Below are 22,333 nucleotides of genomic sequence, written 5' to 3'. Positions count from 1 at the left end.
CTTACAAAGACTCCCGCTTATATGTAATAAACCGATTGCTATTGTTTTTGTGGTTATGTTGGCAATGTAGATTATTATTACCGGTACAATTTTCACTTATTAACTGGATCGATTTTTGCTGTGGCAGGGGTTTGGGATGACAAGTGAGTTGAAGAACAAATCCATAATCTTGTGTACACTAACTACATATCCAAAGGAGGATACCCATGCAAAAAACGGAACAAATTAAACTAACCATCAATGAACTAGTAGCAGCACTTGCCCTTTGCGGTTATGATAAAATGGCGAGTCAGATATTAAATGAGCAGGAATTAATTAAAGGCGAATCAGAATTCATGCGGTTTGTAGAGGAAACAGAAACAGAACTTAGACAGAAAGGATATTGGGATGATAACAGGAAAACCGGTATTGCCAAGGGATTAGAAGATTTGTTGTACCTGCTCGTTCATTCCAAGAAAAAAATTCGTTGCATTAATATGAGGAAGCGGCATGTACTGCTAATTCATTTACTAAATAAAAAGAATTCATTGGTTCAAGAGGTGCGCGATGGGGAACATGGATTTTCATTCCACCCGAATAGTGAGGGTTTTAACGATATAATCCGCGAACATTTTGGAATGGAAGATACGGGAATGGATGTAGAGGGGTGGCAACCTATCAGGATGACGGATGATTTAATAGATGAATTGCATACGTCGGATCCTGAAGTGCTGCTTGCTATGAAACAGGATGAAAGCCAAGCTGTGGCATTGCGTGATTTTGCGGGTGATTTTTTAATAAACGGACAGGAATTTGACAATATTTCGTTTATGCAATCGGATTATGTAAAGGATCAATCAGCGTTTGATGAAATTGGATTTTTACTTCCTGGGAATAACTTTATGTGGCATATGAATTATGAGAACGTTGAAAAGAACCACGAAGTTACGCTGGAGCCGATTCCAGTTACAATGTATTTCCAGAAAATAAACAATGTTGTAAGTGAATTTTTCCATGAATCGTTTTCCGTAAATTAAGAACAAAGGAAATTGGGCACGTAATCTGCTGGTTTCCTTTGTTTTTAAATCATTTTCCTTTTCGTTCGTTACTATTTGTAATTAGCTGCCCGCGGGACGATGTTTTCTCTCCAGCGACGATATTCCTCCCATTCCGGGCGCGATGTTTTCTTTCCAGCACCGATATACTTGTCCATCGTATTCGTATACTAAATAAAAATGGTGCAATTATTTGTTCCAGTAGTAAATTAATTGTTTAACGCCTTTTGGGGAAACATAATACTGACTAAAACCAAAGGAGCTGAACAGGTTGTCACGTACTGGAAAGGTACCACATGAAAAAACAATCGATAATACAATGAAGGTATTGTCTGAAGGATATATGTACATACCAAACAGGTGTCGGCGCTTTCAATCAAATATTTTTAAAACACGGTTACTCGGCCAAAAAGTGATTTGTATGAGCGGAGAAGAAGCAGCCCGGCAATTTTACGATACAGAAAAATTCCAGCGAAAAGGTTCAGCACCTAAACGGGTACAAGAAACTTTATTTGGTAAAAATGGTGTACAAACAATGGACGGAGCAGCACACAAACATCGGAAACAGTTGTTTATGTCACTTATGACGCCAGAGCGGTTAAAATGGCTAAGGGAACTTACTGAAAAACAATGGGAGGCAGCCGTAAAGAAATGGACCAAAGCGAAAGAATTAGTGCTGTTCGATGAGGCAAGGGAAATCATGGTTCGTATTTCATGTGAGTGGGCTGGTGTGCCATTAAAGGAAAAGGAAGTAAAACAGCGAGCCAATGATTTAGGAGACATGATCGATGCATTTGGTGCGGTTGGACCAAGACATTGGGCTGGAAGATCAGCACGAAATCGATCGGAAACATGGATTCGCAACATAATTGAAAAGGTTCGAGCAGGAAAACTCGATGCACCGGAGGATTCGGCACTGTATGCAATGGCATGGCATCGCAACTTAAATGGGAAACGTTTAGATGCCCAAATGGCTACAGTGGAATTGCTAAATATTGTTCGGCCAATTGTCGCTATTGCCAGATATGTTATGTTCGGGGCGTTGGCGTTACATGATCATCCGGAAACTCGTGAAAAACTGCAAGCGGATGAGGATGATTATAGTCAGCATTTTGTTCAGGAAGTCCGTCGTTTCTATCCATTTGGTCCATTTTTAGGTGCAAAGGTAAAAAGAGATTTCATTTGGCAGGATTGCCGATTTACGAAAGGGACATTGGTTTTGCTTGATGTTTACGGTATGGCTAATGATCCTGCGATTTGGAAGGAGCCTAATGAGTTTTGGCCAGAGCGGTTTAAGCATTGGAAGGGTAGTCCGTTTGATTTTATTCCTCAGGGTGGCGGTGATTATGATAAAGGACATCGATGTGCCGGTGAGTGGGTAACCATCGAAGTGATGAAAACAAGCCTGGAATTTTTGACGCAAAAAATTGATTATAAAGTGCCTAAACAGGATTTGAGTATTAGTAAAGTTAGAATGCCAACACTTCCTAAGAGTCGATTTGTGATCAAGGATGTGAGGTTAAAAAGCAAATAATCCTGTTACACGTATTTTTTATAAGACCTCGCAGGATATGGGGGTCTTTTGTTCTAGCAAAAGGACTCATGAATTTTGCAAGTGTAGTAATTTTCTACGTATAATAAAGAGAGGGAATTTACAAGATATTGTCTCAACAGGGCCGCCTATAAAATTCTGTTTGACTGCAAAGGGTGTGAATATGAGATTTAAATATGTCCAAAAGCAAAAATGGAAACCGGCCGGTGCAACATCCATTATTATTGCAATTACGAATTTGTTGTTGCTTCTGCTCAACGCCTATATGAATGGCAGATTAAGTGTACCTGTAATTGCTATTCATGTTTTGCTGGCAGGAGTAGGGGGCATAATGGGTATCTATTATTTGAATATGCGACACAAAGATTATATTCGTATAGATGAACAACGCATTTCTATTCATCGGGGTCCAGTAATACCGAGAAAACAAATTGAGTTCGACAACGTTAAAAAGGTGATCGTGATTAGTACAATAATCGAGCTGCACATGAAGAATGAAAAAGTCCATCAGTTTACTTCGGATTGGCTGGCAGCAGATGATTTAGATGAAATAAAAAATATCCTCAAAAAAAGAGTTGAGGTGTTGGATCGACAACGAGTGGAGGGTGGCTGTTGCTAGGCATTAATTTTTACCTACTAACAACTAAATCTACTTTTGATTTCCTGCAAGACACACGTTCTGTCATTATTTCTATACTAATTATTTTAAGTATCGTTGTTATCCTTTCTGTTAAAAACAAAGGCAAGCAGAAAGTAGATCATGGCTTTCGTTTTAGTTATTTCCGATTAAGCTATCGACGAAAAATGATTCGAAGTATTTGGAGTGCGCTTATATTCATCCCATTACTCGTTCTTGCTTTATGGACAACACATCTTGATTTACTAGCATTATTCTCATTCACCCTCATCTTTCTGTTACTATTTATTATCCAAGCATTCTATAATTATGTAATGTGGAAAAAGCATAAGGTATAGATAATCCAATTCTGCACTTTCTCAGTGCGCCTTTTTTTTCGAACTTATTGTAAAGTAAACTTGACGTAAAGGGACCTATACATTAAAATGGGGTTAGGAAGGTGAACGGATTGAAAAATAACATGATGGAATATAGAAGGAAGTTTGATTATTCACAGGAAAGTTTAGCACAGAAACTAGGGGTATCAAGACAAACAATTATTTCCATTGAAAAAGGGAAGTACAATCCTTCACTTCCTTTAGCGATGATCATTGCGGAATTATTTCAAACGAATGTAGAAAGTATTTTCTTTTTAGAAGATAAGGATTACAAAAAATGAGGGGGCTTTCGTTTTGAGTAAGGATTATTCACCAAAAGCTTTTATCGTGGTTGGCTGTCTGTTTCTTTGCATGACTATTTTTATGTTCGTTGTAGGATTCATGGCAAATTCAGCGCCACCAGCACAAACATATAACCTGATTGCCCTAACAATTATGTCATTTTCGATGAGCTATCTTTATCCGCAATTTAAGCAAAATGATGAACGCATGAAGCTGATTAGATACAAGGGGCTGACCTATTCCTTTATTGCACTGGTAGTTTATTACATTGTACTCTCCGGCATTATTCAGTTTAATATTTTACCATTAACCGCTATGGAAGTGCTTAATATCCTAGCAGCACTAATGATTAGTACTGTGTTTATTTCTATGGTTATTTTGGCAAAGCGGAATTGATATTGCGGAGGTGTTTCTTGTGTCACAATTATTTTTTCCAGTCTGTATAGTTATCGGGATACTATTATTTTATTTTCTTTTGCGAAATGACTACGATGAAAATAAAAGCTTAACAAAGAAGGGATTTGTTAAGCTGCTTGTGGGGATGGGCGTTATATTTGTAGCCGTTACTGTTTTTATTTCCTTTACTGGGTAGAAGTCGCCGGAAGAAACGGAAAGTCGCCGGACAAACGCCGGAAGTCGCCGGACAAACGAGAAAAGTCGCCGGACGAACGCGGGAAGTCGCCGGACGAACGCGGAAAGTCGCCGGACAAAAGCCGAAAGTCGCCGGACAAACGCGGGAAGTTGCCGGACGAACGCGGGAAGTCGCCGGACGAACGCGGAAAGTCGCCGGACAAACGCGGGAAGTCGCCGGACAAACGCGTGAAGTCGCCGGACGAACGCGGGAAGTCGCCGGACAAACGCGGGAAGTTGCCGGACGAACGCGGAAAGTCGCCGGACAAACGCGGGAAGTCGCCGAACAAAAGCGGAAAGTCGCCGGACAAACGCCGGAAGTTGCCGGACGAACGCGGAAAGTCGCCGGACAAAAGCGGAAAGTCGCCGGACAAACGCGGGAAGTTGCCGGACGAACGCGGGAAAAGTCGCCGGAAGAACGCGGAAAGTCGCCGGACAAACGCCGGAAGTCGCCGGACAAACGAGAAAAGTCGCCGGACAAAAGCGGAAAGTCGCCGGACAAGCGGGAGAAGTTACCGAACAAACGGGAAAGTCGCCGGACAAACGCGGGAAGTCGCCGGAAGAACGCGGGAAGTCGCCGGAAGAAACGGAAAGTCGCCGGACAAACGCCGGAAGTCGCCGGACAAACGAGAAAAGTCGCCGGAAGAACGCGGGAAGTCGCCGGACGAACGCGGAAAGTCGCCGGACAAACGCGGGAAGTTGCCGGACAAAAACGGAAAGTCGAAGGACAAACGCCGGAAGTCGCCGGACAAAAGCGGAAAGTCGCCGGACAAACGCCGGAAGTTGCCGGACGAACGCGGGAAAAGTCGCCGGAAGAACGCGGAAAGCCACCGAACAAACAAGAAAAGCCACAGGTCGTGCTTCAACCGGATCGTCCCCACCTCAACTGTAATTTCTCTAAAATATTAACCGGGCAGGAAGACGCATTTCATACTAATGCGATTTCCTGCCCGGTTTCCCCAAGATAACTACTGAATTCATATTAACGCTACTGGCAATAATCAGAAGCTAAGTACTCCCGTGGATGATGAGACACCAGAGCAAAAATACGGATCACAACAGTAAAACGGTTATAGTTACAACTAGGCGCGCTGGTCAATTATTTCGGTTGCCGTTGGTAGAGAAAAAATTATTTAAATACTATCGTTTCTCCTCAGCAATAAAAGCATCCTTTATTCCTGCATTTTTGACTTTCTCCAAGCGATCTTTAGCATTCGTTCTATCTGCAAAAGCCCCTGATTGAACCCGATACCATTGCTCGCCAGAAATTGTAATGGAATCGACAAAGGCTTCGATCCCTTTCGTACCTAGGAAGTCTGATCGTTCTTTTGCATTTTCCTTTGACTTAAAGGAACCGGCGATCACTCGATAAATCGTTCCAGAGTCATTTTTTTTTCGCTGAAGATTGAATGCCTTCGCAAGCCCATTTACATGCCCTCTTGCTACCTGTTTTCTCCATGAGGATTTTTTCATTAAAGTTGCGTCATGGTCATTATCAATAAATCCATTTTCCGTTAATAGGGCTGGCATTGACGATTCACGCAGCACATGGAAATTCGCCTTTTTCTGACCACGATTGTTCAGCTCATTTAATTTGTTAACTTCAGCATGTAGAATATCTTGATATTTTGCGGTCTGAGATGAGTTTGATAGACTGCTGTGAATATAGTCTTCATACCCTTGGGCAGAGCCATTAAAGGAATTGCAATGAATGGATAGGAAATAGTTGGCGCCCCAGGAATTCGCTTCGTTTGTTCGCTGTGCTAGACTCTTACTTTTATCACTTGCACGGCTCATCTTTACGTCAACATTTTCATATTCATCCGTTAAAATAGTACGTATGTGAAGGGCAATATCTAGCGTAATATCTTTCTCATTCAATCCATTCCCCTGTGCACCCGGGTCTGAACCACCATGGCCGGGGTCTAAATATAGTTTCATGAAATACTCCTCCATCTCTTAAAATATTTTCATTAATAGTGTATGGTGCATCATAAAAAGCAATTGGACAAACGTCTTTTTATCAATAAAACTCCATCCCTGCCACCGCCTTTTTCAATGTGTTAGTAGACAAATGAACCGTCTTCTATCATTACAATCGAACGGAAATAAGATTTAGTGGCATGAAAACAGTTTGAGCGGCTTGTGCAAATGTGCTAGTATAATAGCTTACTGATAATCAAATGAAAAAGGGGTCTATCATGTCCAAAAAGCAATCCATTCCATTTACGATAGATAAAACAGATAACTTTTTTGACCGTCTCGGAGATTATATCGGGGACGTATTTTATGATATTTTAACGGAACAAGGGTACGAATTACGTGATGAACAAATTTATATGGCCTTTCAATTAGAACAGGCCTTTAAAAATAAGCGTACAATCTTTGCAGAGGCAGGTGTAGGAACGGGGAAAACATTTGTGTATCTGCTTTACGCTATTTGTTATGCGCGGTATAAAGGGAAACCTGCTATTATTTCATGTGCAGATGAGACATTAATTGAGCAGCTTGTAAAAAAAGGTGGCGATATCGAAAAGCTAGAGGAAGCTTTGGGTCTTGATGTTGATGTCAGATTGGCAAAAGCAAGGGAGAACTATGTCTGCATTAAAAAACTGGACTCAATCGCTAATCAAACAAACGATGAGGATATTTTGCATGTACATGATGAGATTCCAGACTTTGTGTTTGATACAAGCGCTTTGATGAAAACATTTGAGCGCTATGGGGATCGAAAAGAGTATCCATGGGTGTCCGATGAAACTTGGGATAAAATTGCCTGGGATCCATTACAGCAATGTTCGACTTGTGAATGGCGTCATCGCAGTGGACAAACATTGAATAGAGACTATTATAGGCATGCCTCAGACATTATTATTTGTTCACATGATTTTTATATGGAACATGTCTGGACAAAGGAATCACGCAAACGGGAAGGACAATTGCCATTGCTGCCGGATGCGAGCTGTGTTGTTTTTGATGAAGGGCATTTGCTGGAATTCGCTGCCCAAAAAGGCTTAACATATCGGTTTAATTTTGAAGCATTGTCAAGTGTATTGACAGGATATATGGGGCAAGATGTGCGTGAGGAGTCACTCCATTTAGTAGAAGATATCTTAACTGTAAATGATGAATGGTTTAAATTGCTTGCAGATGGAGCTATGGTGGTAGAGGGATCGAACCGCTTGGAAATCTCCCTCACAAAGGCGATGCACGAAATGGCGCAGAACTTATATGAAAAGGTGCAGCAATTACTGGAGCAATTAGTCTTTGATGCAGAGCTCTTTACTATGGATGACTACCACACGAAAATCATTGAGGAGTATTTAGAGTATTTCTCATATGGTTTATCAATTTTACTTAAGAACGATGAAGGTATTTATTGGTTGGAGGAGAGCGGAGGGAGGACGACCTTCGTGATTATGCCACGCTTAGTAGAAGATGTTTTACGAAAAGAAGTATTCTCACAAAATATCCCGTTTGTCTTTTCATCGGCTACATTATCACAGGATGGAGATTTTTCCTATTTAGCGGATAGTTTGGGGATTGAGGTGTTTGACTTTTTTTCAGTTGCCTCCCCATTTGATTATGAAGGACAAATGAGAATAAATGGCCATATTGAAAGGGAAAAACAAGCCAAGTGGAAGTCCGTCGGTGAGCAATTGACACAAAATGTAGGCAAATCATTGGTGCTGTTTGCATCACTAGATGAGATGAACCAGTTCCGACAATGGGCGAAGGAGCAAGCATGGCCTTTTAAATTGCTTTACGAAGGGGATCGGGAAATCAGTGAGACGGTAAAGGGATTCCAAATAGATAAAACGGCTGTACTATGTGCGTACCATCTTTGGGAAGGATTAGATGTACCTGGAGATGCGTTAACACAAGTGATCATTGCCTCACTACCTTTTCCACCAAAAGACCCTGTTTTTCAAGCAAAACGGAAACACGCAACACATCCAGAAATAGAAGTTGATGCACCATACATGTTGCTTCGCTTACGTCAAGGAGTTGGACGTTTAATTAGGACAAGCGAAGATGCTGGGAGGATTCATATTTGGATGACAGCATATGAAAAAATGTTGTACCAAAGTAGATTAGCGAACGTTTTACCAGTTGAAATAGAATGGTAACATTGGATAAGAGGTATCGAAGTAGAATTCGTTACCTCTTATCATCTATTAATGTCAAAAAATGATTCAGTATTTTTGCTGTTAATCCCCAAATAACCTTGCCGTCATAGCTGTAAAAAAGTTCATCCATTTGCCGCGTCTGCCAGTTATAATTCTCTCCGCCAATAATTAAATCAAAAGGAAAGTTTTCTTCCGGAATAACTTGAAAATTAACTTTATATTTTTGAGGTTTTGTTTGGAGGATGTAGGACAGCGGTACGGTAAAAACTTCACCTACTTCGGATTCATTAGGTGTGATTTGTTCAGGGTTTGAGATTTGCCCCATGAATGGATAAATGATTCTCCCAAAATCGGATACGACATAATCGAGTGGAATAATATCATTTATGCTGGCGTCATTAATCCCCAATTCCTCGGTTGTCTCCCGAATGGCGCAATGTTGAGGGTCCCTATCTTCCTTGTCTATCTTTCCACCTGGAAAACATATATCTCCTGGCTGGCTTCGTAAATTCATAGACCTAACTTCAAATAAAATATGTGTTTCATCATCCTTTTCAATAAGAGGAAGTAGTACCGCGTGTTTGCGAAATTGCTCATAACCAAGAATAGATGGCTGTCGATTTTTCAATTTTGTCATGATATTAACTAGATTCATTTTTCTACCTCCAAATTGATAATTAATCATTGTTCTATTATACAAAAATATGAAAAGGTAACCCAATAGAATGATATGAAAGGACTTCATACGATATGACAAATGTCATATCCGTTCCCTGACGTTTATGACTATTACCGCTCATGGTTGTTCTCTAAAATAAAATGAAGAACAAGTCTCGAAATAATTTGGGGGTAAACGATGAGTAAACAAAAACAAGTTCAATTAAGAAAAAATGTCGCACCCTATGAAAAGTCAGATATGAAAATAAGTATTATGCAGATTATCAATACTATATTGCCGTTTTTCTTACTTTGGTACCTAGCATATCAAAGTTTGTCCGTTTCAGTTTGGCTAACGCTTGCACTTGCTATTGTTGCATCCGGCTTTGTCATCCGAATTTTTATTATCTTCCATGATTGCGCACACCAATCTTTTTTTAAAAATAAAAAGGCGAATCGAATTCTTGGTACAATTACTGGAATCATTACCCTGTTTGCCTACGAAAAATGGAAACGTAGCCATGCGATCCATCACGCAACAAGCAGTAACTTGGATAAACGTGGAACTGGAGATGTCTGGGTTATGACGGTTGATGAATACGTATCTTCCACGTTTTGGGGTAGACTAGCTTACCGTCTATACCGTAATCCAATTGTACTATTTGGCCTTGGTCCGCTTTACCTTTTTTTGTTATCTAACCGTTTTAACCGAAAAGGGGCTAGACGGAAGGAACGACTGAACACGTATTTGATTAACTTCACGATTGTTGTTATCTATGCTCTCTTGATTTGGGCAATTGGCTGGCAAGCATTTCTGATGATTCAACTGCCAATTCTATTTATTTCGGGTTCGCTCGGCATCTGGTTGTTTTATGTACAACACCAATTTGAGGATTCCTACTTTGAAAATGAGGATGAGTGGGATTATGTAAAAGCTGCGGTCGATGGGAGTTCCTATTATAAACTTCCGAAAGTAATGCAATGGATGACAGGCAGTATCGGATTTCATCATGTGCATCATTTAAGCCCAAGAGTACCTAATTATAACTTGGAAAAAGCCCATGAATCTACACCGCCACTACAACAAGCAACGACTATAACCTTTGCTTCCAGTTTAAAATCGATACGGTTTCGGTTGTATGACGAAGCAACAAGGTCGTTTGTCAGTTTTAAAGAGGTTAAGGATCTGCTACGAAAAACAAAAACAGGCGTGCAAATGAATGCAAGAAGTGCAGGCATACAAGAAAAATAACTAGAGATGATGTGTGAACCCTTCCATTGGTGTATGGGAGGGTTATCTTTTTTGATATACTTAAAGAATAGGAAGGAGGAAGATCTATGCAGAAATGGTATCATATTATCCCGAAGAATACGGGGCTTAGCATCTATGCGTGGATTATCTTTTGTATCCTGCCTTTCTATTTTATTTTTAAGTCATCAACAACATGGGGAATCATTTTTGGCATTTTAATGATTGTCCTTTTTTTCACTGCATATCGCCTATCGTTTATTTCGGAGGGATGGACTGCCTATTTGTCGGTAAGTATCGAAATGGCTATCAGTATGGTCATGACGATCTTTCTAGGCTATGTTTACTTTTCCTTATTTCTGGCATTTTATATCGGTAATATTCAACGAAAAGCTGGTTTTATCACGCTTTATATTGTTCATCTTGTCACTACTATTGCTGCGGTTGGTGTTGGCTTTTTTACCCAGAGTGAAATATTCTTGATGCAGCTGCCGTTTATAGCCATTAGTGTCATTGGTGTTATTCTATTGCCGTTTACTATCTATAATCGAAACAAGCGAGAGAAATTAGAAAATCAATTAAAGGATGCGAATAAAAAGCTTTCCCAATTAGTGGTTTTGGAGGAGCGTCAACGAATTGCGCGTGATCTGCATGATACATTGGGGCAAAAACTGTCACTCATTGGGTTGAAAAGTGATTTAGCCGGCAAATTAATTCATAAAAATCCTACTTCAGCTAAAAGTGAAATTGATGATGTCCATCAAACGGCAAGAACGGCGCTGAAGGAAGTGCGTGAAATGGTATCGAATATGAAGGGTGCAAAATTAGAAGACGAAATGATTCGGATCAAAGAAATCTTAAAAGCTGCGCAAATTAAATTTCACATGGAAGGCAATCCAGATCTCAGCAAGGCCACGCCATTGATTGAAAATGTGCTGAGCATGTGCTTGAAAGAAGCGGTTACAAATGTTGTCAAGCACAGTCAAGCTACCTCTTGTGTTGTTACAATTAAACAATCACCTAACGAACTGCTTATTATTGTGCAAGATGATGGGGTTGGTATCCCTGTAAAAGTAGAATCGTTCAATGAAAATGGGCTCAAGGGGATGAAAGAGCGTTTGGACTTTGTAAATGGGAGTTTGGATATTGCGTCTGAAAACGGAACGACGTTGACTATTCGAGTGCCAAATGTGATTCAACAAACGTAAACAGGAGGGATTGTCGTGATTCGAATCGTTATTGCTGAAGATCAACGGATGCTGTTAGGAGCTCTTGGATCGTTGCTTGATTTGGAAGAAGATATGGAGGTTATTGGCAAAGCACGAAATGGGGAAGAGGCATTAACTTTGGTGAAGCGGCACAAGCCTGATATTTGTATAATGGATATTGAAATGCCATTGAAAAGTGGCCTTGAAGCCGCAGAGGAATTAAAGGACGATCCTTGTAAAGTGATTATTTTAACCACCTTTGCCCGGTCAGGATATTTTGAACGTGCACGTAAGGCTGAGATTAATGGTTATTTATTAAAAGATAGTCCAAGTGAAGAATTAGCCGACTCGATCCGAATTATTATGGACGGAAGACGTGTATACGCTCCAGAACTCGTTGATATGGCATACAATAATGAAAATCCATTGACCGAGCGGGAGGAACAGGTGATTAAACTGATTGCAGATGGTAAAACAACGAAGGAAATTGCGAAACAGTTATATCTTACTACGGGTACTGTCCGTAATTATGTTTCCGTTATTCTGGACAAGCTGGAAGTGAGCAATCGAATTGAAGCTATTTCTCGTTTTAAGGAACAGGGCTGGTTAAAGTAATTGGCTGTTTTCGCATTGTTTGTTGCTCTCTGCCCCGCAGCCAAGTGAACAATACCAGAATCTGAAAGGGAATATTTGAAATAACATTACAAAAAGTAAGAGCGAGAAACATCAACCCGAAACGCAAAACATCAACCCGATCGCGAGGACATCAACCCGAAACGCAAAACATCAACCGGAAAACGAGAACATCGACCCGAAATCGAAAACATCAACCCGATCGCGAGGACATCAACCCGAGCGAATCTGCTTATTTGACATAAGTGGGTTTTTTAGGTTATATTACTTACATAAAGTAATTAAGTTTCTAAACAATATCTATGTAATCTATTTTTGAATAGAAGGAGAGGTTATGTAAAGAATAAAAAAGATAGTTTAGTTTAACTTTACTTATAAATACATCCACAAAGAGATGTGAAATTTTAAATAAATCATTCGGGAATCACCCTAGAAGGAGATAAATAAAATGGCAAACGTAAAATTAGCAGTTGTTTATTACAGTTCAACAGGAACAAACTATCAAATGGCACAATGGGCTGAAGAAGCAGGTAAGGAAGCTGGAGCAGAAGTAAAATTAGTGAAAGTCCCTGAGCTTGCTCCGGCAGCTGCAATCGAATCAAATCCAGCATGGAAAGCTCATGTTGACGCAACAAAAGACGTCCCAGAAGCAACTTCAGATGATATTGAATGGGCAGATGCAATAATCTTTAGTGTACCTACCAGATTCGGTAATATGGCTTCACAAATGAAACAATTCCTAGATATGCAAGGTGGATTATGGGGAGCTGGCAAAACAGTAAACAAAGTAGTCAGCGGCATGACATCTGCACAAAATCCTCATGGTGGACAAGAGGCAACATTATTGTCATTATATACGTCCATGATGCATTGGGGTGCTATTATTGCTACTCCAGGTTACACAGATCCAGTTATCTTCGGAGCTGGCGGTAACCCATATGGAACAAGCGTAACGCAAGGCCAAGATGGTGGAATGGTCGAAGATGTGGAAGCAGCAGTAAAACATCAAGCAAAACGTACAGTTGATATTGCTGGACGCGTTATTGCAGGTAACTAAGAATAGATACAAGAGCTAGTCGGGTTAATTTCCGGCTGGCTCTTTTTTTATGTTCTAATGGTAAACATGTTAAAATGATATCGATAAAACAACACGAAAGGTGCTTCATTATGGAAAGATTAACATTAGTTTCCTTGTTAGACGTGATTGGTGAGTTGTTTTCAGATGAAATTTCAATTGCTGTATCCAATACTAGTGAATATATTTATTATCGGTCCAGTAAACGGGTTGATTTAAAAATTAGGCAAGGAGATGCGGTGAAGAAAGGGACAATTGCCCATAAAGCGTTACTGTCAAAGCAAAAGGTATCGGAATTTATCAACCGTGATATATTTTTGGGGTTCCATATCATGGGATGGCTGTCCCGTTCGAACAGAATGGAAAACTGGAAGGGTGTGTCATGGCAATTTATCCAGCCTTAACGGAAGGGAAATCAGTTGTCACTGTCAAAACAGAGGATGGCTGGAAACCGATCCCTTTTAGTAATGTGAAATATTTAGAAGTGAAGGATAGAAAAACACATGTCGTTGCCGATGGTTTCTCGGGTACTAATAAAAACTCGTTGCAGGAATTTGAATATTTATTGCCAAGGGAATCATTTGTACGCTGTCACAGGTCTTTTCTTGTGAACGTAAATCACATTAAGGAAATTTACCCGGATACACATTCCACATTTGTACTAGCAATGGACAATGGTACAACAATTCCGGTTAGTCAATCATACTCCAGTTATTTTCGAAAATTGCTAGGGTTTTGAGGAATGCGGTTTCTTAATACACATTAGATAGAAACTGCGATGTAAGCTAAAAGTACAATCTGTTAAAACAACCGTTTAGCAAAAATAAGGCTTTCTACCACCGCAGCCCGTATATACTTCGCTTTCCGCGGGCGGCTGGAGAGCCTCCTCGTGCTAACGCACTGCGGGGTCTCACCTAGGCCTTTCCTCCCGCAGGAGTCTGCGTATATACGGGCTGCTAATAGATGCGTTCATTACTTAAAAATTAAGTTGGGAAAAGCAACGACTGAAGATCCCGCTGAAGTCGACTGCCCTTCACTCTAAACAACTATCAAAAAGGTGAATAGTCATTGTGATTTAACCAAGCAATTAATAAATGTAATTTGATTATAAAGTACAACACCAGTGGAAATATACGGTCTCCTTGAAAATACAGATCCATTTTCTACGTGCATGTTACGCTGCCGAAGCAATCCTTGTCCCGCGGGAAGGCGAAGACGATGAGGTACCAAAGTGGACGGTTTTCCCAAGAGTCTGTTTATCACGATGAGCCCAAGGAAAGCGAAGTGTATTTCCGTGGCGGCAATTAGTAAGCACTTTCGACTACGAAATTTTAAGCAACAACCAATGTGAAAACTCCTTTAATAAATATGCTGTTTCAGACAAGAATTTTAATGTTCTAATCAGGAATTTCCTATCTCCAACTAGAATCCCCGGTGATTTTCTCTTGTACGTTAAAATAATTCTAATAATATTTTTAAAAGAGGGATTAAAGATGGAAGATAAATTGAAACGTATTAAAAACCCTCGTCTACAGGATCGTGTTGTATCGGCGGAAGAAGCTGCTTCATGGATTCAAGACGGCATGACATTGGGGTTAAGCGGATTTACACGTGCCGGTGATGTGAAGGCGGTACCAACTGCATTGATTAAACGTGCTGAAAATGAGTCATTTAAAGTAAACGTTTTCACAGGTGCTTCATTAGGATCGGATGTTGATAGATTGTTTGCTGAGGCCGGAATTATTAATAAACGCCTGCCGTTTCAAGCAGATGCTACGATGCGCAAGAAAATTAACCAAGGTGAACATTTATTTGTAGATCATCATCTTTCACATACAGCAGAATTAGTAAGGTCAAGTGTTTTAGAGCCAATTGGTTATGCAATTTTGGAAGCGGTTACTATTGAAGAAGATGGGATGATTATTCCGACGACATCCATTGGTAATTCATCGATATTTGGAGAGCATGCGAAAAACATTGTTGTGGAGATTAATATGGCGCAATCCCCATTATTAGAAGGATTGCATGATATTTATAGTCTGGAAAAACAAGGGCAGCGTCAACCGATTCCATTAACAAAACCGGATGATCGGATTGGTACTAAGGGAATCAAGGTCGACCCAGAAAGAATAAAGGGAATCGTGTTTACGAATCAACTGGATTCACCATCAACTATTGTTGAACCTGACCATGAAACGGAAATAATGGCACAACATTTACTAACATTTTTACGAAAAGAAGTGAAGGCTGGGAGACTTACGGAAACCCTTGCTCCGATTCAATCTGGAATTGGCTCCGTTGCAAATGCCGTGCTTCATGGTATGATTGACTCTGAATTCAATAACTTGGAAGTTTACTCTGAAGTATTACAAGACGCGGTGTTTGATTTAATTGATGCCGGAAAAGTAAACTTTGCTTCATGTTGTTCTATCACATTGTCAGAAGCGAAGATGGCACAGGTTTTTGGATCGTTTGAAGATTATCGCGATAAGTTAATTATGCGACCACAAGAAATTTCCAATCATCCAGAAATCATTCGCCGCCTTGGATTGATTTCGATTAATACTGCGTTAGAATTTGATATCTATGGCAATGTTAATTCTACACATGTTTCAGGAACCAAAATGATGAATGGAATAGGTGGATCTGGCGACTTCGCACGAAATGCACGTTTAGCTATTTTTGTAACAAAATCAATTGCCAAGGGCGGGGATATTTCAAGTATCGTTCCATTTGCCCCGCATGTTGATCATACCGAGCATGATGTTGATGTTGTTGTAACCGAACAAGGATATGCAGATTTGCGTGGACTTGCTCCAAGAGAACGTGTTCCATTAATTATTGAAAACTGTGCACACCCTATGTATCGTGAGCAATTGTGGGATTACTACAATGAGGCCCTTGAAAGAGGTGGGCAAACCCCACACGTTTTGGAAAAAGCCTTATCGTGGCACACAAATTTTGCCGAAACAGGTACGATGCGCAAGCGTGTTTTGGAGATGGTTTAACAAAGTAATGGGCCTGTCCCTCACGTGGGGGACAGGCCTCACATAATTATTCATCTTCTTTTTTATCTGTGTGTGGGTCAATTTCCTCGGAGAATTCAGTTTGTAATTGGTTCATCGTGCGTAAATCATGTCGTTCAAATGAAAAGTTTTCGACGATATACGCGTGAATGAATGGCTCGCAAATTGAAATGAAGAAGGCTCCTAATAAAGAAAGTGTAATGATTGGTAGACCGCCATCAATAAATAAACTTCCTAATGCCCATAGCGAAAAAAACGCTAATGGAAAGTCTGCAATAGAAGCTGCAACATTGCCAAATTTCCGGAGAATAAACATATCTCCTATCAGATAAGAAATCCCGGTGACAAATAAACTGATCCAAAACATATTAACTAACGTAGCATTATAAAAGATCCCGAATATGGAAAAAACAGTAATGGCAATAGCAATAAACTTCATTCCTAATACCTTTAAGTGGTCCATTGCATGAACACATCCTTTCTTACATCATTTATCATAGTATTTTCAAGTTAAGTTAAATTATCATGATTATTGCCCAATATAAATTTGTATTAATGACCAATCAACATCTTGACAAACTACATAGTTAAAAATAAAATGAATGATAGTCAGTCATTTTCGAGGTGAGGGTAAAAATGGAAGATAAAAAAGAGCTTATTGTTCAATCTGCAATCGAGGTTTTTCGTGAAAAAGGAATGGAGAAAGCAAAAATATCGGATATTGTGAAGGGCGCGGGAATTGCCCAAGGTACATTTTATTTATATTTTTCCTCTAAATTTGCTGTTATGCCTTCTATTGCAGAGGTAATGGTTGAAAAAGTGCTTGCCGCGTTAAGGGAAACGATTGATGGTTCCACTACTTTTTCCGAACGACTTGAAAGGGTAGTTGATGTTGTATTCGATCTCACTAAGGATTATCGTGAAGTATTTGCTTTGATTTATTCCGGTCTTGCTGCAACAGAATATCTAAAGGAATGGGAAACAATTTATGCGCCGTACTACTTATGGATGAGCGAGTTTTTGACCAAAGCAAAAGAAGAAGGAACCATTCGTGATATCCTTCATGTTGAGAGAACGGCTGAAGTCTTAATTGGGTTAATTGAATCAGTAGCAGAGCAATCCTATTTATATGCAGAGATAGATGAAAACTTGGTTGAGTTAAAAAAGAAGGAGGTTTTAGACTTTGCGGAATATGCGCTGGGGGTAAGGAGCTAGTGCTATATGAAGTTGCCGGAGATTAACTATTATAACTTTATAATAAAAAGTGACTGAACGTCAGTCATAAAGGGTGAATAGGTAATGAATAAGTCATGGATATATGTTATGTTAACGAGTTTGTTTGAATTAGTATGGGTGTTCATATTAAATACTGCCTCTGTATGGTGGCATTGGGCAGTGATTGTATTTATGGTTCCATTGGATTTACATTTTCTTGCAAAGGCTTGTGAAAATCTGCCGACAGGGACGGTATATGCTATCTTTGCAGCGGCAGGGACTATTGGTACAGCTTTAATGGATGTGTTTTTGTTTGGCGGACATTTAAATGTTGGGAAGATTCTTTTTATGGCAGTCTTAGTCGCTGGGGTGATTGGATTAAAGCTTTCTGATAACGAGCAAACTGAAGGAGTTTTACAATAATGGGTTGGATATTCATTGTTTTGGCGGCAATTTGTGAAGTGATTGGTGTGTTAGGTTTGCGGCTATTCAGTCAAAATAGGACAATTAAAAATGGAACAATTTATCTTGGCGGGCTTGGTGGCTCTTTTGTATTGTTGTACTTTTCGTTCACGTATTTACAGGTAAGTGTTGCGTACGCAGTCTTTGTTGGGATTGGAACTGCTGGTGCGGTATTGTTGAATATGACTTTCTTTGGCGAATCAAAAAGTATTTATCGGATTATAAGTCTAGTAGCGATTATCATTGGAGTTGTTGGATTGAAGGCATTATCTTAGGAAATAAGGGTCAGATCCCTCTGAAGGGGTCTGACCCTTGAAGATTAATCCATTAACTCTGCTATAATCTCATACGAACGTAATCGATCTTCGTGGTTAAAAATTTGTGAGTTAATGATAAATTCATCTGCTTGTGTTTCATTTAAAAAGGCTTCTAATCCTTGTTTGACCGTTTCTGGACCTCCGACAATGGTTGATCGTGAGTTGAGGGATTTTTCAACGGCTGCTTTTTCCATTTCCGTCCACACTTCATCAATATTTTCGATTGGTGGCTGTAATTTGGTTGGCTGACCCCTTCGTATGCTCAAAAATTGTTGTTGTTGGGAAGTGGCAACATAGCGTGCTTGTTCATCTGTATCAGCTGCAATCACATTAACCCCGAGCATTGCATACGGCTTTTTCATCGTGTCAGATGGCTGGAAATTGCTGCGATACAAGTTTAGTGCCGGAATCGTGTAATCAGGCGAAAAATGACTAGCGAAAGAGAAAGGCATTCCTTTTTGTGCGGAAAGCTGTGCACTGAAGCCACTTGATCCAAGTAGCCAAATTGGGATATCAAGTCCTTCACCAGGAACCGCATGAACACGTTCGGTGCCGGCAAAATACCCTTGAAGTTCGTCTACTTGTAATGGGAAATCCTCTGGCCCCATATGCAGTGTCCGGCGTAATGCATAGGCTGTAGCCTGATCACTACCTGGTGCACGGCCAAGACCTAAGTCAATTCGTCCTGGATAAAGTGTTTCAAGCGTGCCAAACTGCTCAGCAATAACAAGTGTTGCATGGTTTGGCAACATGATTCCACCTGAACCAACGCGCATATGGTTTGTTGCCCCAGCAATGTGACCAATAATAACAGATGTTGCTGAACTGGCAATACCAGGCATATTATGGTGCTCTGCTAACCAATAACGGTTAAATCCCCATTTTTCAACATGTTGTGCTAAATCAACACTATTTTGCAATGACTGTCCCGGATGGCTCCCTTCATTAACCGGGGAGAGGTCTAGAACAGATAATGGGATATTGTTAAATGTTTTATTTGAAGTCATTCGTGATCACTCCTTCTTAGTAAGGAATGATACGACTTTTCGAATGAATCGTCCAACGTTCCGCCTAAGCCCTTCAGTATGGGAGGTTATTTTGTTGACTAATCTGATCTTTCTGTCGTTTAATGGTGTATTATCACCTGTAATCTAGTATAATTTTACTAGATAAACTGGATTCAATGTTATCCTTGGAGGTGATGATGATCAGTGATTTTGCGTTTAAGCATAGCTTGAAAAAATCTGCGGAACAAAAAAGTAAACAGTTGGAAAAGAACAAAGCGCACTTTTATAAAAGTCTGCACGAGCGAAAGACTAACTTTTCTAAATCGGCTCCTATCACATCTAACGAATCCCTTCAAAGAGAAAAAAGCTGCGAAAACGAGCGCAAAAAGAATTAAATGGTAAAGAAAAAAAGCTGGAACAAAAGAAGCAAGTGATACGTGAGCAGCGGCAAAGGCTTAAAGAAAATGAAGAAACAATTGCTAAGCTGCAACAAGAACGGTGGGAAACAAAGCAACAACTTTCTCAGATTCAGGATCTTGAGGATGAATTGAATCAACAAGACGAGACAATCAAGGAAGAAAAGGCTAAGCGAATTCTGGCAGAGCAAACAATTCAACAGGTGCAACAGGAATATGAACACGCGGAAAGACAAACGGGTGCGAATAAATTAGCGCAGCTTTCGAACCAGGTAAAACAGCTAAAACAATCGAACCAATCCCTTCGTCGCCAAGTGGAGAACTACGACCTGCTATCACGGCAAAAATATGGAGACCTTGAACAGGAAGTGAAAAAGCTGCATAAAGAATTGCAGATCTATCGACAACGTGAAAATCGCATGCAAAAAAATCCAATGTACCTGATGCGGTATATGCAGCAATATATCACCAGTGATTACCTTCCTGATTTACTGGAACTAGTGGAAGATTTCATTACAATGGATAATCTGCATCATTTTTATCGTGGACAACACAATTTATTTTACCTCCTGATGCGACGTGTTAATTTACTTTACTATCATTCAAAAAATAATAAAAGACGGTATCATTTGCGTCATTCGAAAAACACGAATGAAATGATGCGACTTGGTTATCTTGCTTGTGAAAACGATCGATGGTTATTTGTAGATGTTACCAAACATGGTAAAACGAGTATTTATCCAGTAACAAGAAATGTAAGTAATGAAGAACTCGTCATAGATAGACCAGTAAAGGCATTTCTTCATCAAGAAGGCGTAACGATTACCAAATGCTTTCAATTGGAACAAGCCTCTTCGACTAAACAACGAATAAAAAAGAAACCGGTAAAATCAACTGCTCAAGAACGAGAATATTTATGGCTGGGTAATTTCAGTGTTTTAGTCATTGGATCCCGTTTTATGAATGATTACAAACATCGTTTACAAAAACACGGTTGCTCTGTGGAGTTACACAATCCCTACGAACAAAGTTTTGAGGTGCTGAAAGGAAAAATTCAACGAGCGGAAATCATCCTTGTATGTGAGCGGCATATTCCCCATAGTATCTGGAGTTATGTGGATAAAAATCAACCATTTGTTAGTGTGTTACAGCAAGATAGCAAAGACCTGATTTCCACTTTTGCTTATATAACATTGCAAAAATGTGAATTGATTTAAGCCTTAGAAAAATAAACCATTTGCAACAGCACCACACTTAAAGTAGTATAGTAAGGTAGAAGGCAAGTATTGAAATGAGGGTACACAATGAGCAAAACATCCATTTATGGACTAACATTTGATCAGCTAACAGATTGGCTGGTGGAACATGGACAACGAAAATTCCGCGCTCAACAAGTGTGGAATTGGTTATATAAGAAGCGTGTCACACACTTCTCTGAAATGAAAAACGTTAACAAAGATTGTATCGCATTATTAGAGGAACATTTCGTTCTGCATACACTAGAACCAGAAATTAAACAGGAATCCAAAGATGGTACGATCAAATTTTTGTTTAAACTACAGGATGGTAACTTAATTGAAACGGTATTAATGCGATTTAATTATGGACTATCTGTTTGTGTCACGACCCAAGTAGGCTGCAATATCGGCTGTACGTTTTGTGCAAGTGGTTTACTTCGGAAAAACCGCGACTTAACGAGCGGTGAGATTGTCGAACAAATCATGAATGTACAAAAACACCTTGATGAACAAGGTGAGGAAGAACGTGTTAGCCATATCGTTGTCATGGGTATCGGTGAACCGTTTGATAACTTTACCAATTTAATTGATTTTATTCGTGTCGTAAATGATGATAAGGGACTTTGCATTGGAGCAAGACATATTACTGTTTCAACAAGCGGTCTTGCACATAAAATTTATGAATTCGCTGATACTGGGCTACAAGTTAATTTAGCAATTTCCTTACATGCACCAAATAATGATTTAAGAACACAGATTATGAAAATAAACAAAGCATTTCCAATTGAAAAGCTCATGAAATCAGTCGATTATTACTTAGAGAAAGTGAATCGGCGGATCACATATGAGTATATTATGTTGCGAGATGTTAACGATCATAAAGAGGAAGCAGAACAACTTGCTAAATTGCTACGTGATAAGCGTCATTTAACATATGTGAATCTAATTCCATACAATTCGGTTGATGAGCATAACCAATACCAACGCAGTGAACCAGAAACAATTCAAGCATTCTTTGAAACGCTGAAGAAACACGGTATAAATTGTGGTGTTCGTTGGGAAAATGGTGCTGACATTGACGCAGCTTGTGGTCAGTTAAGAAGTAAACAAATTAAGAAGAAAAATGCCGTATAATGCATATAACATAAAGAACGTGTCTACTTAGTAGATGCGTTTTTTGTTTTATCA

General features: G+C 39.7%; 23 protein-coding genes and 1 pseudogene. 18 read left to right on the top strand and 6 right to left on the bottom strand.

Going from position 1 to position 22,333, the window contains the following annotated elements; translation table 11 throughout:
* Positions 1-206: 206 nt before the first annotated feature.
* The 6 genes from ACW2QC_RS18915 (at position 207) to ACW2QC_RS18890 (ending at position 4,278) form a co-directional block, all read left to right on the top strand.
* On the top strand, positions 207-1,016 hold the full coding sequence (locus ACW2QC_RS18915; protein WP_457545500.1) for a hypothetical protein: 810 nt from the start codon (positions 207-209) through the stop codon (positions 1,014-1,016).
* A 289-nt stretch (positions 1,017-1,305) separates the two neighbouring features.
* A complete protein-coding gene (locus ACW2QC_RS18910; protein ID WP_457545499.1) occupies positions 1,306-2,568 on the top strand; it encodes a cytochrome P450 in 1,263 nt (420 codons plus the stop codon).
* Between the two features lie 181 nt (positions 2,569-2,749).
* A complete protein-coding gene (locus ACW2QC_RS18905) occupies positions 2,750-3,205 on the top strand; it encodes a hypothetical protein (protein ID WP_457545498.1) in 456 nt (151 codons plus the stop codon).
* Positions 3,199-3,561, top strand: a complete 363-nt coding sequence (locus ACW2QC_RS18900) for a hypothetical protein (RefSeq protein ID WP_457545497.1) — start codon at positions 3,199-3,201, stop codon at positions 3,559-3,561. The genes ACW2QC_RS18905 and ACW2QC_RS18900 overlap by 7 nt, the downstream gene beginning before the upstream one ends.
* 110 nt (positions 3,562-3,671) lie before the next feature.
* On the top strand, positions 3,672-3,881 hold the full coding sequence (locus ACW2QC_RS18895) for a helix-turn-helix transcriptional regulator (protein ID WP_457545510.1): 210 nt from the start codon (positions 3,672-3,674) through the stop codon (positions 3,879-3,881).
* Positions 3,882-3,951: 70 nt separating this feature from the next.
* The gene (locus ACW2QC_RS18890; RefSeq protein WP_457545509.1) at positions 3,952-4,278 is read left to right on the top strand and encodes a permease; all 327 of its coding nucleotides are present in this window, start codon (positions 3,952-3,954) and stop codon (positions 4,276-4,278) included.
* Between the two features lie 185 nt (positions 4,279-4,463).
* Here ACW2QC_RS18890 and ACW2QC_RS18885 read toward each other — a convergent pair whose 3' ends face one another.
* From ACW2QC_RS18885 to ACW2QC_RS18875, 3 genes are all read right to left on the bottom strand, one after another.
* Positions 4,464-4,886, bottom strand: coding sequence for a hypothetical protein (locus tag ACW2QC_RS18885; protein WP_457545496.1), 423 nt, complete (start codon positions 4,884-4,886; stop codon positions 4,464-4,466).
* 138 nt (positions 4,887-5,024) lie between these two features.
* Positions 5,025-5,378, bottom strand: a complete 354-nt coding sequence (locus ACW2QC_RS18880) for a hypothetical protein (protein WP_457545495.1) — start codon at positions 5,376-5,378, stop codon at positions 5,025-5,027.
* A 274-nt stretch (positions 5,379-5,652) separates the two neighbouring features.
* Positions 5,653-6,453, bottom strand: a complete 801-nt coding sequence (locus tag ACW2QC_RS18875; protein WP_457545494.1) for an N-acetylmuramoyl-L-alanine amidase — start codon at positions 6,451-6,453, stop codon at positions 5,653-5,655.
* Between the two features lie 260 nt (positions 6,454-6,713).
* Here ACW2QC_RS18875 and ACW2QC_RS18870 point away from each other — a divergent pair, with 260 nt between their 5' ends.
* A complete protein-coding gene (locus tag ACW2QC_RS18870; protein ID WP_457545493.1) occupies positions 6,714-8,642 on the top strand; it encodes an ATP-dependent DNA helicase in 1,929 nt (642 codons plus the stop codon).
* A 31-nt stretch (positions 8,643-8,673) separates the two neighbouring features.
* On the opposite strand, the gene ACW2QC_RS18865 is transcribed toward ACW2QC_RS18870, so the two are convergent.
* Positions 8,674-9,297, bottom strand: coding sequence for an NUDIX hydrolase (locus ACW2QC_RS18865; protein WP_457545492.1), 624 nt, complete (start codon positions 9,295-9,297; stop codon positions 8,674-8,676).
* A 201-nt stretch (positions 9,298-9,498) separates the two neighbouring features.
* Between ACW2QC_RS18865 and desA the strand changes: the two genes are divergently transcribed.
* From desA to ACW2QC_RS18835, 6 genes and pseudogenes are all read left to right on the top strand, one after another.
* Complete coding sequence (gene desA, locus ACW2QC_RS18860) at positions 9,499-10,551, top strand: Delta(5) desaturase DesA (protein WP_457545491.1); 1,053 nt, start codon at positions 9,499-9,501, stop codon at positions 10,549-10,551.
* An 86-nt stretch (positions 10,552-10,637) separates the two neighbouring features.
* Positions 10,638-11,756, top strand: a complete 1,119-nt coding sequence (locus tag ACW2QC_RS18855) for a sensor histidine kinase (RefSeq protein ID WP_457545490.1) — start codon at positions 10,638-10,640, stop codon at positions 11,754-11,756.
* A gap of 15 nt (positions 11,757-11,771) precedes the next feature.
* On the top strand, positions 11,772-12,371 hold the full coding sequence (locus ACW2QC_RS18850) for a response regulator (protein ID WP_457545489.1): 600 nt from the start codon (positions 11,772-11,774) through the stop codon (positions 12,369-12,371).
* Positions 12,372-12,837: 466 nt separating this feature from the next.
* Positions 12,838-13,446: an NAD(P)H:quinone oxidoreductase gene (gene wrbA, locus ACW2QC_RS18845; RefSeq protein ID WP_457545488.1), complete on the top strand. Its 609-nt coding sequence runs from the start codon at positions 12,838-12,840 to the stop codon at positions 13,444-13,446.
* Positions 13,447-13,556: 110 nt separating this feature from the next.
* Positions 13,557-14,203, top strand: a pseudogene (locus tag ACW2QC_RS18840) (LytTR family DNA-binding domain-containing protein).
* Between the two features lie 754 nt (positions 14,204-14,957).
* Positions 14,958-16,472, top strand: a complete 1,515-nt coding sequence (locus ACW2QC_RS18835) for an acetyl-CoA hydrolase/transferase family protein (protein WP_457545487.1) — start codon at positions 14,958-14,960, stop codon at positions 16,470-16,472.
* Positions 16,473-16,518: 46 nt separating this feature from the next.
* Here ACW2QC_RS18835 and ACW2QC_RS18830 read toward each other — a convergent pair whose 3' ends face one another.
* The gene (locus ACW2QC_RS18830) at positions 16,519-16,953 is read right to left on the bottom strand and encodes a YndM family protein (protein WP_457545486.1); all 435 of its coding nucleotides are present in this window, start codon (positions 16,951-16,953) and stop codon (positions 16,519-16,521) included.
* Positions 16,954-17,126: 173 nt separating this feature from the next.
* Here ACW2QC_RS18830 and ACW2QC_RS18825 point away from each other — a divergent pair, with 173 nt between their 5' ends.
* The 3 genes from ACW2QC_RS18825 (at position 17,127) to ACW2QC_RS18815 (ending at position 18,442) form a co-directional block, all read left to right on the top strand.
* A complete protein-coding gene (locus ACW2QC_RS18825; protein WP_457545485.1) occupies positions 17,127-17,705 on the top strand; it encodes a TetR family transcriptional regulator in 579 nt (192 codons plus the stop codon).
* Between the two features lie 84 nt (positions 17,706-17,789).
* Positions 17,790-18,128: a DMT family transporter gene (locus ACW2QC_RS18820; protein ID WP_457545484.1), complete on the top strand. Its 339-nt coding sequence runs from the start codon at positions 17,790-17,792 to the stop codon at positions 18,126-18,128.
* Positions 18,128-18,442, top strand: a complete 315-nt coding sequence (locus tag ACW2QC_RS18815) for a DMT family transporter (RefSeq protein ID WP_457545483.1) — start codon at positions 18,128-18,130, stop codon at positions 18,440-18,442. The genes ACW2QC_RS18820 and ACW2QC_RS18815 overlap by 1 nt, the downstream gene beginning before the upstream one ends.
* A gap of 44 nt (positions 18,443-18,486) precedes the next feature.
* On the opposite strand, the gene ACW2QC_RS18810 is transcribed toward ACW2QC_RS18815, so the two are convergent.
* The gene (locus tag ACW2QC_RS18810) at positions 18,487-19,491 is read right to left on the bottom strand and encodes an LLM class flavin-dependent oxidoreductase (protein WP_457545482.1); all 1,005 of its coding nucleotides are present in this window, start codon (positions 19,489-19,491) and stop codon (positions 18,487-18,489) included.
* Between the two features lie 430 nt (positions 19,492-19,921).
* On the opposite strand from ACW2QC_RS18810, the gene ACW2QC_RS18805 reads away from it, so the two are divergent.
* A complete protein-coding gene (locus ACW2QC_RS18805; RefSeq protein ID WP_457545481.1) occupies positions 19,922-21,124 on the top strand; it encodes a hypothetical protein in 1,203 nt (400 codons plus the stop codon).
* A gap of 87 nt (positions 21,125-21,211) precedes the next feature.
* Positions 21,212-22,279, top strand: coding sequence for a 23S rRNA (adenine(2503)-C(2))-methyltransferase RlmN (rlmN, locus tag ACW2QC_RS18800; protein ID WP_457545480.1), 1,068 nt, complete (start codon positions 21,212-21,214; stop codon positions 22,277-22,279).
* Positions 22,280-22,333 lie beyond the last annotated feature (54 nt).

The organism is Virgibacillus sp. FSP13 (assembly GCF_054048505.1).
The sequence above is the reverse complement of the archived record's forward strand: the minus strand, read 5'-3'. Positions and strand labels throughout refer to the sequence as shown.